Origin of the sequence: Paenibacillus sp. ICGEB2008 (assembly GCF_000307675.1) — a bacterium.
Classification (GTDB): domain Bacteria; phylum Bacillota; class Bacilli; order Paenibacillales; family Paenibacillaceae; genus Paenibacillus; species Paenibacillus polymyxa.
Map to the genome: position 1 here is coordinate 80438 of NZ_AMQU01000012.1, position 13607 is coordinate 94044.

The 13607-nt window shown below is 47.2% G+C and carries 14 protein-coding genes and 1 rRNA gene; 10 read left to right on the top strand and 5 right to left on the bottom strand.

Annotated elements, in window-relative coordinates; all coding sequences use genetic code 11:
* The first annotated feature begins 7 nt into the window (after positions 1-7).
* From C400_RS0112730 to C400_RS0112750, 5 genes are read left to right on the top strand one after another with little or no spacing between them, the layout of a single operon-like run.
* Positions 8-682, top strand: coding sequence for a response regulator transcription factor (locus C400_RS0112730; protein WP_017427209.1), 675 nt, complete (start codon positions 8-10; stop codon positions 680-682).
* The gene (locus C400_RS0112735) at positions 682-2112 is read left to right on the top strand and encodes a sensor histidine kinase (RefSeq protein WP_017427210.1); all 1431 of its coding nucleotides are present in this window, start codon (positions 682-684) and stop codon (positions 2110-2112) included. Before C400_RS0112730 ends, C400_RS0112735 begins: the two co-directional genes overlap by 1 nt.
* Positions 2113-2171: 59 nt before the next feature.
* A complete protein-coding gene (locus C400_RS0112740) occupies positions 2172-3089 on the top strand; it encodes an ABC transporter ATP-binding protein (RefSeq protein ID WP_016818817.1) in 918 nt (305 codons plus the stop codon).
* Positions 3086-3802: an ABC transporter permease gene (locus C400_RS0112745; RefSeq protein ID WP_016818816.1), complete on the top strand. Its 717-nt coding sequence runs from the start codon at positions 3086-3088 to the stop codon at positions 3800-3802. Before C400_RS0112740 ends, C400_RS0112745 begins: the two co-directional genes overlap by 4 nt.
* Complete coding sequence (locus C400_RS0112750; protein ID WP_017427211.1) at positions 3802-4530, top strand: ABC transporter permease; 729 nt, start codon at positions 3802-3804, stop codon at positions 4528-4530. The genes C400_RS0112745 and C400_RS0112750 overlap by 1 nt, the downstream gene beginning before the upstream one ends.
* A 101-nt stretch (positions 4531-4631) precedes the next feature.
* Here C400_RS0112750 and C400_RS0112755 read toward each other — a convergent pair whose 3' ends face one another.
* Positions 4632-5588, bottom strand: a complete 957-nt coding sequence (locus C400_RS0112755) for an L-lactate dehydrogenase (protein ID WP_016818814.1) — start codon at positions 5586-5588, stop codon at positions 4632-4634.
* 539 nt (positions 5589-6127) lie between these two features.
* Here C400_RS0112755 and C400_RS0112760 point away from each other — a divergent pair.
* The 3 genes from C400_RS0112760 to C400_RS27805 all read left to right on the top strand — a co-directional run bounded on the left by C400_RS0112760 (position 6128) and on the right by C400_RS27805 (position 8144).
* Positions 6128-6943 (top strand): MerR family transcriptional regulator, encoded by an 816-nt coding sequence (locus C400_RS0112760; protein ID WP_016818813.1) that lies wholly within the window; start codon positions 6128-6130, stop codon positions 6941-6943.
* A gap of 146 nt (positions 6944-7089) precedes the next feature.
* Complete coding sequence (locus C400_RS0112765; protein ID WP_016818812.1) at positions 7090-7911, top strand: serine/threonine protein kinase; 822 nt, start codon at positions 7090-7092, stop codon at positions 7909-7911.
* 113 nt (positions 7912-8024) lie between these two features.
* Positions 8025-8144 (top strand): hypothetical protein, encoded by a 120-nt coding sequence (locus C400_RS27805; RefSeq protein ID WP_013369112.1) that lies wholly within the window; start codon positions 8025-8027, stop codon positions 8142-8144.
* Positions 8145-8319: 175 nt separating this feature from the next.
* Here C400_RS27805 and C400_RS26820 read toward each other — a convergent pair whose 3' ends face one another.
* The 3 genes from C400_RS26820 to C400_RS0112780 all read right to left on the bottom strand — a co-directional run bounded on the left by C400_RS26820 (position 8320) and on the right by C400_RS0112780 (position 11072).
* Positions 8320-8499, bottom strand: coding sequence for a hypothetical protein (locus tag C400_RS26820; protein ID WP_080561121.1), 180 nt, complete (start codon positions 8497-8499; stop codon positions 8320-8322).
* Between the two features lie 91 nt (positions 8500-8590).
* Entirely contained in the window at positions 8591-10138 is a 1548-nt protein-coding gene (gene gntK / locus C400_RS0112775; protein WP_017427212.1) for a gluconokinase, read from the bottom strand.
* A gap of 238 nt (positions 10139-10376) precedes the next feature.
* Positions 10377-11072: a GntR family transcriptional regulator gene (locus tag C400_RS0112780; protein WP_017427213.1), complete on the bottom strand. Its 696-nt coding sequence runs from the start codon at positions 11070-11072 to the stop codon at positions 10377-10379.
* Between the two features lie 192 nt (positions 11073-11264).
* Between C400_RS0112780 and map the strand changes: the two genes are divergently transcribed.
* Positions 11265-12011 (top strand): type I methionyl aminopeptidase, encoded by a 747-nt coding sequence (gene map, locus C400_RS0112785; protein WP_013369117.1) that lies wholly within the window; start codon positions 11265-11267, stop codon positions 12009-12011.
* Between the two features lie 400 nt (positions 12012-12411).
* Here the strand turns inward: map and C400_RS28715 are convergent, their stop codons facing one another.
* Positions 12412-12678 carry an SDR family NAD(P)-dependent oxidoreductase gene (locus tag C400_RS28715; RefSeq protein WP_080724253.1) on the bottom strand — a complete coding sequence of 89 codons (267 nt, stop codon included), beginning with the start codon at positions 12676-12678 and terminating at the stop codon, positions 12412-12414.
* 739 nt (positions 12679-13417) lie between these two features.
* On the opposite strand from C400_RS28715, the gene C400_RS0112795 reads away from it, so the two are divergent.
* Positions 13418-13607 (top strand): 16S ribosomal RNA (locus tag C400_RS0112795); the annotation flags it as partial.

Consider the following 13607-nt stretch of genomic DNA (forward strand, 5'->3'; position numbering starts at 1 on the left):
GTCTATGATGAAAACAAATGTGCTATACATCGAAGATGATCAAGATATTGGTGCTTGGACGCATCAGTATTTGGAAGAGCGGAATTACGCTGTAACCTGGCTTCGCAGTGGGGATGGAGCTGTGGAAGCAGCTCGCGCGTGCCGACTCGTGATTTTGGATGTGATGTTACCCGGCCTGGATGGGTTCACCATTGGGAAGCGGCTCAAGAAAGAGTACCCGGAGCTTCCCATCCTCATGTTGTCTGCCCGTACGTCCATTGATGATAAGTTACAAGGACTGGATTTTGCTGACGATTATGTGACAAAGCCCTTTCACCCCGACGAACTCATAGCACGTATGGAGATTTTGCTGCGGCGTTCAGGAAGTGTGTCCGAAGAATCTCTACAACTGGGGCATCTGTCTGTGTTTCCTCCAGATAATCGTATTGTGAATCGTGATACCGGGGAGGAAATTACGCTGACAGGAAAGCAGTATCATATCTTTGCTTATTTGCTGCGGCATTTGGGCCAGATTATGACGAAGGAACAAATGTATGAGGCAGTCTGGGGAGATCCGTATATCGACGGAGACAAAACCTTAATGGTACACATTCGGCACTTGCGGGAAAAGCTGGAGATTGATCCTGCGGCACCCCGCATCATTGAGACGATCCGTGGTGTAGGTTATCGGGTGAAAGCATAATGAGCGGTATGCGTAAGAGGTGGGCATGGTGGCGTCGCAGTTCCCGTCCAGCTCAGAGAGGGCGGTTTCGTAATTCACTGTTGTTCCGCTATTTGGTCATTATTGTGTTGGCTATGATGCTGTTGCCCATTGTATTGCCTGTTACAACCTTGATATATAGCATACTGTTGAATTTGCAGACGGATATCAAGCCTAAGAATCCTTACTATCCCTCTACGACCCAAACTGAACATAGCTGGCATCGAGAAGCTATCGCCTTGAAGGGAGCTAGTCCAGAGCAAATTTCAGCCCATCTGCGCAAAATACAGCAGGATATGTTCCCAGATTCACAAATATTTTGGGTCGATACCGCAGGGTTAACCAGACTGGAGCTACCGACACAACCTACCATTCCAAAACAATGGAGTGCGGCGCAAGCTATAGCTTTTATGAAGCAAGCCAGCTCTGAGGGGCCGTTTACGGTCGTGGCCTTTATTGGCGGGGGCAAGGATGATGTGAATCAGGGCTATATGGTATTAAAAGTGCCTCGTTCGTTCTTTGAACATCCGACTAGTGACAATGGCATGTTGATGTATTATCTCCTTTTTATTCTATTGGTTCTGGGGGCTTTTATATTCGTATCGCTTCTGTTTTTTGGAGGCATTCGGCGGAGACTGCTGCGGCTTCAGGCCGCCATGTCACAGCGAGGAGAGGATGGATTGCCCATCCTCGTTGCTACCGGACGCCCGGATGAAATCGGCAAACTGGAAGAGTCGTTTAATCGGATGGTTGAACAGTTGGCAGAGAGTCGAGGACGTGAGCGTCAGGAGGAGGAACTGCGGAAGAGACTAGTCGCCGATCTGTCACACGATATTCGAACACCACTTACGGTTGTGCGCAGCCATCTGTATACCCTGGATGCGGAAAATCTCAGCAGCAAAGGGAAGCAGTCGATTACACTGATGGAAAATAAGTTAAAGGACCTTGGGAGTCTGATCGACAACTTGCTAACCTATAATCTGCTATCCAGTGGCAAATACACCATGAATAACGAGCCGCGTGATATCTTGCGGCTGGTGCGCGAGTGTGCAGCCAGCTGGTACCCAGTGTGGGAAAAGGAAGGCTTTGAAGTGGATATCGACCTGCCTGAGCATAGTTTGGTATGGAATGTCGATGAGCAAGGCTTTCGCCGTCTGCTGGACAATCTTTTTCAAAATGTAGTTCGGCATGCCGCCTCCGGTCGATATATCGGCATTCAAGTACAGAGGGATAACGGGAGAGAGGCATTGGTCATTGCAGATAAAGGCCCGGGAATGGAGCAGCAATCCAGTGAAAAAGGAGCTGGAATTGGCTTGGCGATTACAGAGCTCTTGGCGCGCGAAATGAATTTGGAGAGAGAGATTTCTAGTTCATCAGCCGGGACACAAATCCGTTTTTTAAACAAAACTTAAACTCAGAGTTCCCTTGGCTTTAAACTTGGCACGTTACGATAGGTGTCGAGGTGAGGAACTTGAACGAAACAATTATTGAAACGAACAGTCTCAGCAAAATATACAAAGGCCGCGCCGCGGTTAATCAGCTGGACCTGAAAATAGCACGGGGAGATATTTACGGATTTCTCGGTCCCAATGGAGCAGGGAAAACGACAACAATCCGCATGCTGCTTGGGCTTATTCGCCCAACTCGAGGAACGATCCGTATATTCGGCAAAGATATCCGCAGACATAGACTCGATATTTTGCGTAAAGTCGGTTCGTTGGTAGAGTATCCTTCATATTATGGTCATTTGAACGCCATCGAAAACCTGGAGGCTATCCGTCGTATTTTGAATGTACCGAAAGAGAACATTGCGGAAGTATTGGAGGTCGTTCGCCTGACCAAGCACGCCAAACGCTCGGTTAAAGGCTACTCGCTGGGCATGAAGCAGAGACTTGGTATCGCAGCAGCCCTGCTCGGCAATCCCGAAGTGCTAATTCTGGACGAGCCCACGAATGGCTTGGACCCCGAGGGCATTCAAGAAATACGCGAATTGATACAGGCGATGCCCAAGCAGCGGGGGATCACTGTACTGGTATCCAGCCATCTGCTGAGTGAGGTAGAGCATATGGCTAATACCGTCGGTATTATTCGTGAAGGGCAACTAGTCTTCCAAAATACGATTCACAATCTTCGACAGGAGTCCGCAGGGGGGATTCGGATTGTAGTATCGGAACCCGAAGCAGCCCAATTGATTGCACGTGAACAGGGCTATCATTCAGTGAAGGATGGGTCAGCACTGAATTTTGACAACATGAATGATGCGGCTGTTGCGCTGCTGGTCAGAAGATTGGTGGAAAACACACATGCTGTATATCGTGTAGAGGAACGCCGCAAATCGCTGGAGGATATGTTCATGCAGGTGGTGGGCAAAGGAGGGGGTTCCCTATGATGCGGCGAGCGCTGACAGCGGATCTGCTCAAAGCACGCAGAAAGGGAATCTGGTTCCTGGTATTCCTCGGTCCTCTTGGGCTGGTGGCCATGCAGGGACTGAATTTCGGACTCCGCTATGACTATCTGATTCCACGATATAAGGGTCGCTTATGGGAAAGCTTGATGGATAACATCGCGTTGTTTGTCCCCCTTGCGCTGGTGCTTGGAGCTACGATGGTCGCTTCCATGTTGGCGAATGTGGAGCATACATCTAACTCCTGGAAGCAGCTGCTGGCTTTGCCTATTTCCAAATTTAGTGTTTATATGGCAAAGCTAACATTAGCCATTGGAATGCTATGCGTGTCCTGTCTACTTTTGACGATTGGGACTTGGACATTAGGAATGCTTCTTGGCTTTGGGGGAGAGCCTGCACCGATAGGGGAGCTACTGCGGCTCGGATTTTGGCCCTTGGGCGGCACGTTGCCTATACTCGTATTGTTGTTGTGGCTAACGGTCACGTTCCATAATCAAGCGCTACCTGTAACACTGGGCATTACGTTAGGCATTGGGAGCTTGTTTGCTTCCCAGTTGTCCGAATGGTTTCCGCTGGCTTGGCCGCAATTCGCATGGGTTGCGCCACAAGCGTGGATATTTGCGTCCATCGGATGCGGAACAGGTGCAATTCTCAGCCTGCTGACTGCAGCTCATTTTAGTCGAAAGGATGTGGCGTAATGCTTGGAGGATACGTGCGGCTACTTTCTGTCGAACGCATGAAAATAGCAAAATCGCCCGTCTGGCTGCTCGCGCTCGTCAGTCCAGCGATTGCCGTCCTGATTGGTTTGCTGGCGAATCCGGGAGGAAACTGGCTGTTGCTGCTGGCTGCTATGCTTACAATACATGCGATGCTGTTTCTGCCGATGCTGACCGCCGTGTTTGGGTCTCTAGTCTGCCGATTCGAGCATGGGGGCGGCGGCTGGAAGCAACTGATGTCATTGCCGTTGTCTCGCACGGGGTTGTACGCAGCCAAGCTGACCATCATCATGGCTATGGTCGGACTGACTCAGCTGCTGTTTGGAGGAGCGCTGCTGGGTGTTGGAGCTGTGCAGGGGATGAACGGACCGATCCCTTGGGCCGTGATCGCCCAAAGCCTGCTTGCAGGCTGGGTCGCTTGTCTGCCGCTGGCTGCCCTGCAGCTGATGGTGTCCTTTTTGTGGTCTAGCTTTGCTGCACCGCTTGCTTTGAATTTCGTCTTCACCGTGCCCAATATGCTGGTCGCCAACTCTCAGACCTATGGTCCATACTATCCATGGACACAGCCTCTATTGGCGATGATGCCGAGTGGGGGAGACAATTTCGGGGCGTTCATGGTGCCAACGGATACACTTTTGATGGTGGTACTGGGTAGCTTTGTCGTGTTTGCGTTTGCTGGCCTGATGATATTTCGTTATAAAGAGATATAAGACGAAATGTGGAAACTGCAAAAGCTCCCTAAAAAGAGGGTAAGGAGCTTTTTTGCTGTGCTGCAGGTTCGTGTTCTGAATAAGACACTTACTCTATGGGCTTACACTAAGCCTGAAATAGCACGAATATTATCGCTGATCAGGCGGCAAGAGGCGTCAAACTTGGCTTGTTCTTCTGGACTCAGCTCAAGCTCGATGACCTCCTGAATTCCTCTACTGCCGATGATTGCTGGAACGCCCGTGCAGACATCAGTGTGTCCGTACTCGCCGTCCAATACGGCAGAGATCGCTATAATTTTACCATCGTCATTCAAAATGGAACGGGTAATGTACGCCAGCGCATTGGCAATACCAAAATAAGTGGCACCTTTGCGGGTGAAAATCTCCCAACCGGCATCCCTTGTTTTACGGGCGATGTCATCCAGATCAACGTGTCTGAATCGTTCCTTATGCTGACGCAAAATGTGCAAGAGCGGCTTGCCGCCAATCGTAACGTGCGACCAGGCCACGAATTGGGATTCGCCATGCTCGCCCAAGGCATACCCCTGTACACTGCGTGGATCTATGGAAAACACCTCAGAAAGCAACGTCTTGAGCCGGGATGAGTCGATAGAGGTACCCGTGCCGATCACCTTGTTGCGCGGCAGACCGGATATACTCTGCACCAGATAAGTAACAATGTCGACAGGATTAGCGGCAATAACGAAAATACCGTCGAAACCGCCCTCCATAATAGCTGTTACAATCTCTCTGGTGATATGCACGGCATCGTCCAATACAGATAGGCGGTCTTGACCCGGTTTAGGATTGGACCCAGCCGTTATAATCACAACATCCATATCCGTGCAGTCTGCATATGTGCCTGCACGGACCTTGGTGCGTGTAGACGTAAAATCCATACAATGGGACAGATCCAGTGCATGGGCCAAAGCCCGGTCATACGTGCGGTCAATCATCATGATTTCGTCACAAATGGACTGATTGACCATTGAGTAGGCACAGCTCGAACCGACCATTCCCGCGCCGACAATCGCTACTTTCCTTGCCTTCCCCTTCATTTATGTTTCCTCCTCGTTCCAACGAACGTTAATATGCTACAAATTATGCCTGAAATCCATTTTACGTTACATAACATAACATATTGCTGATCTTTTGAAAATATCCATTTTTTTGTCCTCATTCCGATAAATTAAAAAAGAACGGTGAATAGGGGGGGAGAAATTTAGGATTAATCAAAGAATAAGTGTATATTATCCATATTCTTTTATTGGAAGACAGGATGTAAGGTATCTATTTATTTATAAGTGGTTTCCGTATAAATCATAACACGAGCCATATTAATGGAAGAAAAGTTGCCATAATAATATTGGGGGCATGACATTTATGTGACGTTTCTTAACGAGTCTCAAGAGTATACAGTGCAGGAGCATTCTTAGCGATGTCGCTTCTTGTATGTTTTTAAATTATTCGTTTATGACAAAGGTTCTTAGCAGTCTGCAATATTAGAACTATTTTGCCAAAGGATTTCCAATGGTTTCCGCGAATCCTACATATACAAGCTTTTTCTTTCCATACCATCCGGGGAGGTAATGATTAAATGGAAGAAAGCAAGTCGACGACGGAAGCAGCAAAGCAACTGGGAATCGGGGCGAGTACCCTTCGTAAATATGCAGCGGCGCTGGAGGAACAGGGATATGTGTTTCAACGTTCCACTAATCAGTCAAGAATGTTCAGTGCAGAGGATGTTGAGTGCTTGAAGGTGATGCGGAGGGCGTTGCGTGAGCAGCATATGACAATGGAGCAATCCGTTCAGGTGGTACTTGAGAGAATAACCGCTCCCTTCCAATTGGAGGATGAAGAATTCCGCTTGCCACCCATCTCGGATGCTGAGTCACTGACCGCAACCTGGCAAGAAATAATGGCGGCGGCTGAGGGTAGAGAAGAGACGGTCATGCAGGAGCAAGCTGCTGCTATGGTTGAGCTGACAGAGATAGAGGATGAAATGAATGTTCAGGAGCTATCAGAGGAACCCATGCAGTCGCAGGAACAGTTCCAGACTTTGACCCCAACCATGGAGTATAGATTGGAGCAAGCACTTGTATCCGTACAAACGCAGGAGTCCGTAGAGCCACAAGAACTGGCGCAGATGCAGGATATGGTGCAAACCGCTTTGTTGGAAATGCGGAGCCGTTTGGAGGAACTGGAAGCAGAGCACAGCCGTTTGGTGGAGAAGAATGTTAGCTTATCTAACCAACTAGAGGACCATAAACGTTGGATGAAAGAAAGGGTCGAGGAAGAACGGGATCGGCAGTTAATCACTAATCTACGTACCTATCAGGGCCGGCAACGCAAAACGCGCAGTTCGCTGTTGTCCTGGCTCGGTCTGACACCACGTAGCCGCAGAGAGGCATAACGATCATTATCTTGTCTAATAAGACCATCAGACCTACCCGGCTCTGATGGTCTTTTGGCGTGGATGATATAATAACGGAATACAAAAATACGAGGACAAGTCGCATAGGAAATGTGGCTGCGGCATGTATAGGAAGGGATCTAAGTATGTTTGCTTGGTTGCGGAACATTTATGAATCATGGATAGATTATCCCAAACAGCCTGGTGATTTGCTGAGCGGACGTTATTGTGTTCGTTCGCTTTTAGGCATGGGTAGCTATGGTCTAACCTACCTCTGTCTGGATCGGCACAGCGGACAGGAGGTGGCGGTAAAACTGCCCAGACCGAGCAAACGAGCGCAGGCAGTTCAGCTATTGCAGCGCGAGGCTCACATAATGCGAAAGATGGAGCACCCTTTTATTCCAAAGTTGCTTGAAATTGACCAACATTCGGACGGAATGTATATGGTCATGGAATACGTCTCCGGTATGACCTTGGAAGAGCTTATCTTTGAACAGGAGCGTTCCTTTACGGAACAGGAATGTATCGTCTACATTTTAGAGTTAATGGAGCGAGTTCTGCATGTGCATGAACGGGGATACATCCATCGCGATATCCGTATTCCTAACGTAATTCACCGCGAAGGGAAGCCGTACCTAATCGACTTTGGGCTTGCTTTGGCCGTGGGAGAACGACAGGAGGATGTATTCACCGAAGCCATGCTGGAAAAGCGCGCACCTGAGCGACAAGATGTCGCCTTCTACAGCGATTTGTATGATGTCGGGCATTTCATGCTTTTTATGCTGTATAGCAATTATGAGCCTCAGCCGGATCAACCCCCTGGAAGCTGGCAGGAAGAATTAATGCTGAGTCAACCTGTGCGTCATATACTGGAGCGGCTTTTTCAAATTCGTCCACGTTATGAACATAGTCGACAGTTTATGCAGGAGTTGGAGGAAGCATTGTTGCAGTTAGAGGTTAATCCATAACTTTAATCCCTAAAAATAAACAGGCATTCGCCGCAAAAATGGGGGAATGCCCCTTACGCATTTGACTAGGTCTACATACAATGATCCTGAAATGAGCGAAGGGAGTGTTGTAAATGAGTCATATGTGTGGAGTAGGCGGTATGGGTTGCGGCGTAGGAGCCTGGACCTCTGTAGGAGCGATTCTGGTACTGTTTATTTTGTTGGTGATTATCTCTAAAACCCTATTTCTGTAATTTCGGTTATAGCCGATTTCCTGTAAAATGTACTGATGTTGCTCTGCGTAACGAAGGGCGCACAACAATAAAGCGAAGGCCCTTGATGAGAAGGGGCTTCGCTTTATAAGCTTAAGGAGCCTGTGGCTTGCTTCTTGTGTTACGTTGTACTCCGCCACTGCTTTTTGTTGTGTGGCTAGGAACTGGAGTAGTGACGGCGTTTATCCTTGTAATATCGGTGACCGTTATGGCTGTTCTTGTATCCGTCTGATGAAGAATGGCGTCTACGGTCGTAATAACGATCTGAGCTGCTGTATCGCCGCTTATGGGAATGAGAGGTGGAATGTAGCAGGCGGTGCAGTAATTTTTTGAGCATCGTCTAATCCTCCTTCTTATCCTATCCAACTGACATAGACAGGCCTTATAAAACGATAATACGCAACAACGTTAGAACAGGTTCCGCTAATTTAAGATTGTAGGGACTTGACCTGAAATTCTGCAATATCCTTGAACTCTTCTTCAAATTTACGTGAAATGCGAATATAGATCGGCAGTAAATCGCGATAGATATCTACGTGCTCTGCCGCAGGTTTATGCTGATGAGTGGTGCCGATCATACCGGATACTGCGTCTAGCGAATCAATTCGTCCTAACGCGTACAAGCCTAGAATAGCTGCACCTAGACATGAGCTTTCCAGACTTTCGGGAATAATGACTTCCTGATCAAAAATATCTGCCATGAGTTGTCTCCACAGCTCCGAGCGTGCAAATCCACCCGTGGCGTGAATGACAGACGGTCTGTCAATGACTTCCTCCATAGCGAGCATGACTGTATACAGATTGAACAGTACACCTTCCAGTGCGGCGCGAATCATATGCTCTTTTTTGTGCCGCAGGGACAGGCCGAAGAAGGAGCCACGCGCATTTGGGTCCCACAGAGGAGCGCGTTCGCCAGATAGATACGGAAGGAAAAGCAGACCGTCCGAGCCTGGACGCACCTGTTCTGCGATTTGGGTCAGCACATGATACGGATCAATTCCTAAGCGTTTGGCAGTTTCCACCTCAGAGGCTGCAAATTCATCCCGTATCCAGCGGAACACGATACCGCCGTTGTTCACCGGGCCGCCGATGACCCACAGCTTTTCGGTCAAGGCATAACAGAAAAAGCGCCCCTTGGCATCGGTGAGAGGCTTATCAACTACAGTACGGATGGCTCCGCTGGTGCCGATGGTAACAGCGACAACTCCAGGTTTGATTGCATTCACACCGAGGTTGGACAAGACACCGTCACTGGCCCCGATCACAAAAGGGGTCGTCTCCAGCAGGCCCATGTCATGTGCATAGGCTGCGTCCAGTCCTTTTAGCACATGAGTTGTCGGTACCAGCTCGGACAGCTGCTCCTTCGTCACACCTGCAATAGTGAGCGCTTCCTCGTCCCAATCCAACTGCTTCAAATTCATGAGTCCGGTAGCAGAGGCGATCGAGTGATCCACGACATATTGGTGGAATAACCGGGCAAAGACATATTCCTTTATAGAAATGAACTTGTACGTCTGGGCCGCTACATCCGATAAATCTCGTGTAATCCACATCAGTTTTGTCAGCGGTGACATGGGGTGAATGGGCGTTCCCGTGCGTAAGTAAATATCGTGTCCATTGTATTTATGTTTGAGCGCTTCAGCCCATTTGGCACTACGATTATCTGCCCACGTGATGGAGGCGGTCAGTGGTTTACCGTTCTTGTCCACCGCCAGTACGCTGTGCATAGCCGAACTAAAGGAGACGAACAGCACATGTTCGGCGGGTACTCCGCTTTGTGTCATGACCTCTTGCACCGTCTCTACGACAGCTTTGAGAATATCTTCAGGATCCTGTTCTGCCGCATCTGGCTCAGGTGTATGGAGTGGATAGCCCACATGATGCTGCGCGGCAATATTGCCGTTTTCTTCAAAAAGCACTGCCTTGGTACTGGTCGTGCCAATATCGACGCCGATCATATATCGGGTTTCGGTCATATTCATTCTCCCCTTCACTTACCTTATTAGCTATTATCGTTAAATTAACACATCCAGCAGTATAATCAAACCGAATGCGACTAGGGAGAGGATGGTTCCATAACATTCAAAGAGTAAAGGTGCTAATATGTATAGTTAATTGTATACTTGTCGACAATCTAGTCTGAAAAGAGAACCGCGTCAGTTGGAGTGGGCATAAAGACGCGATACAATTGGCTCTTTGTCGGGTATGTTCCGGCTAGGATAATGTCTTTCTATAGGAGGACAAAACGCTATCGTTAACCGCGTTGCGAGTGTCTCGGTAATGTTCCTCAATGAGTCGGGATAATTCTTGATCATTTCCTTGTTTTAAAGCATTTGCAAAGGTGCGGTGCTTGTGAATCGTGACTTGAGATTCTTCGATGTTAGACGCAAAACGTTGTTCTGTCGCAGCCAGCATAACCGTCAGGATCAACTGTCTCATGCCATTCCAGGTATGGAGAATACGGGTATGGCCTGCTTCCAGAACCAGAGCTTCATGAAAATTAAAATCCTGAAGAGAAAATTCAGCGATATCTCTGTGCTTGAGAGCGACTTCCATTTTGTCGATCATCTGATTTAAAGTGTTTACCAATATGGTATTATCCCTATGTACATACCTTTGAACAACAAAATGCTCAATCAGCATTCGTACGTCGAATAGCTCCTCCATATCATCGGGTGTCATGCCGATCACAACCGCCCCCATGCGCTCCAAGCGGATAAGTCCTTCGCTTGAGAGCACTTTCATGGCTTCACGCACAGGAGAACGGCTGGTACCAAAATCGGTAGCAATCTGATTTTCAGATAGAACAGTGCCGGGTGTCTGCATACCACGTATAATCTGAAGTCGGAGTTCGCAAGCAATCCTCTCTCCAAGCGATGCGCCCTGTAACCAGGTTGTTGGATATTTCATAGAATACTCCTATCTTGCAAATAATTTTGCATACTTGTATACAAATTATGGAGTATTATAAACCCCGTTTAAGCCCTTGTAAACGGTATCAATTGACATCGGTTCCATTTCACTGCTTTTAGCGTTACAATAGAAGCAGAAAAAAGAAGCAGTGAAAAGTGGAACGAACATGGATAAGAAGGAGAACATTTAATGATTATCATTAAAACCAAAGAACAAATTGAAAATATGAAAAAAGCCGGCGAAATTTTGGCTGCTTGCCACCGGGAAATTGCTAAAATGATTAAACCAGGTATTACGACACTGGAAATTGACGCTTTTGCAGAATCATTTATGAAGAAGCATGGCGCAACGCCGGAGCAAAAGGGTTATAACGGCTACCAGTTTGCAACTTGTGGCTCCCCTAATGATGTGATTTGCCACGGTTTTCCGAACAAAACACCATTGAAGGACGGCGACATCGTGACGATCGACATGGTTGTGAACCTGAATGGCTGGCTGGCAGATTCCGCTTGGTCATATGCGGTGGGGAATGTGTCTGAGCAGGCCCAAAAGCTGTTGGACGTTACCAAAGAGTCTCTGTATAAAGGGATTGAGCAAGCTGTTGTTGGTAATCGGATCGGGGATATTTCCCATGCGATCCAAACTTACGCGGAAGCGGAAGGCTTTTCGGTCGTACGCGAATTTATTGGGCATGGCATCGGGGAAGAAATGCATGAGCAACCGCAGGTTCCGCATTACGGACCTCCGCACCGTGGACCACGCTTGAAAGAGGGCATGGTCATTACAATTGAGCCGATGCTCAACACAGGCACATACCGCAGTAAAATTGATGCGGACGGCTGGACCGCACGTACGTTGGACGGTGGTTTGTCGGCACAATACGAGCATACGCTGGCAATTACAGCAGACGGTCCTATCATCTTGACCCAGCAATAAAAGCAGGCATCCATCAGTAACCTACAGACTAGCGAATTAAATGAGTTAGACCTATTACAGAAAAGAGGCTGTCCAGAGGACAGTCTCTTTTGCCGCGTGCATTCTAAAAAGAATTTTCTGACGCGGATTTGATTCTGTTAATGGCCCCATATCCCCGTTTCTGCATGTAGTGAGGATAACCGGACTGACAGCCTATAGAAGAAGGTCGTTTTTCTGATGAAGAAAAGACGAACCTGGCACTGATCCAGAGGTACGGGGGATATAGGGGGATGCAGACGGTGATGGGAAAGCGTATATGTGAATGTAAAGGATGCTATTTATTGGGGGAAGTAATTTTAAAAAGCATCAAGCCACCATCAATCGTTAACTTAGATCCAATTATATTATATAGGAAGCTTCGTCAGAGAGAAGCCAAGCAATACCTTTTGCAACTTTTGAAATCGCCAGCTGGCTTCAATTGGTACAAATACAGCATAACTGCTAGCACTCCTTGATATTCAACTGCCCTATTGGGTTGTCGTGGAGCTACAGTATTGATACGAATGCCTTGACTTGCATAATCAAGCGCAGTTGCATTGGTAAGACTTTGAATTGCATGTTTTGATGCCACGTAAGCACCGTATGCCAGAAATGCTTTCAGACCAACTATTGAAGAAACGTTGACAATTGATTCTCTGCAAGCATTTGTTGGATCTCAATTTTCATGTTCCAATATACACCTGAATGCATTAATTTTTATGGTACTCAAAAAGGAAGGTCATTACCCTGACTTTAGCTAATGGTGCTTGCTCTAAAGCGCCGCCTGCATTATTGATCGCCCAGTCTAGGCCTGTAATATATCTAATCGCTATGCATGAAAAGCATTTTTCAAGTGCAATAGATCCAGTCAAATACTCACGATAATTATAATGAAGAAAAACAAATTCAAAAGTTTGATGGATACAGTAGTAGAGCCGACTTTCAAAAATCAGTTAGCGGTTTTTTAATTGGTATTTTTTACATGTTGTAATCAGCAAAGCGAAGTGGTATATTATTTGAGCTGACAATAAAACAGCCGTTTCAAAAGAGAATAAGCAGGGCGAAACAATCTTCGAAAAAAAAAGAAAAAAATAACCCTTGCATTTTTGAAATGAACATGATATGATCTTATAGCTGCTGAAAAACGCAGTGAAAAAGAATTTGATCTTTGAAAACTGAACAACGAGTGAGTACGGATTTTATTTATAAAATCCAATGCTGAAATTTTGGTACATGCCATCTGGCTGTATGAAATGGAAGCAACAAAGAGATATTTTATCTCGTCAGTTTCAAAATGAGCTAATCGCTCTTTCTATATTGTTTTATCTTCGGTTCTTCTCCTTGGAGTGGATGGAGATAAAACAGGTTGACGTTACTTTGTAACGTCTTTAATGGAGAGTTTGATCCTGGCTCAGGACGAACGCTGGCGGCGTGCCTAATACATGCAAGTCGAGCGGGGTTAGTTAGAAGCTTGCTTCTAACTAACCTAGCGGCGGACGGGTGAGTAACACGTAGGCAACCTGCCCACAAGACAGGGATAACTACCGGAAACGGTAGCTAATACCCGATACATCCTTT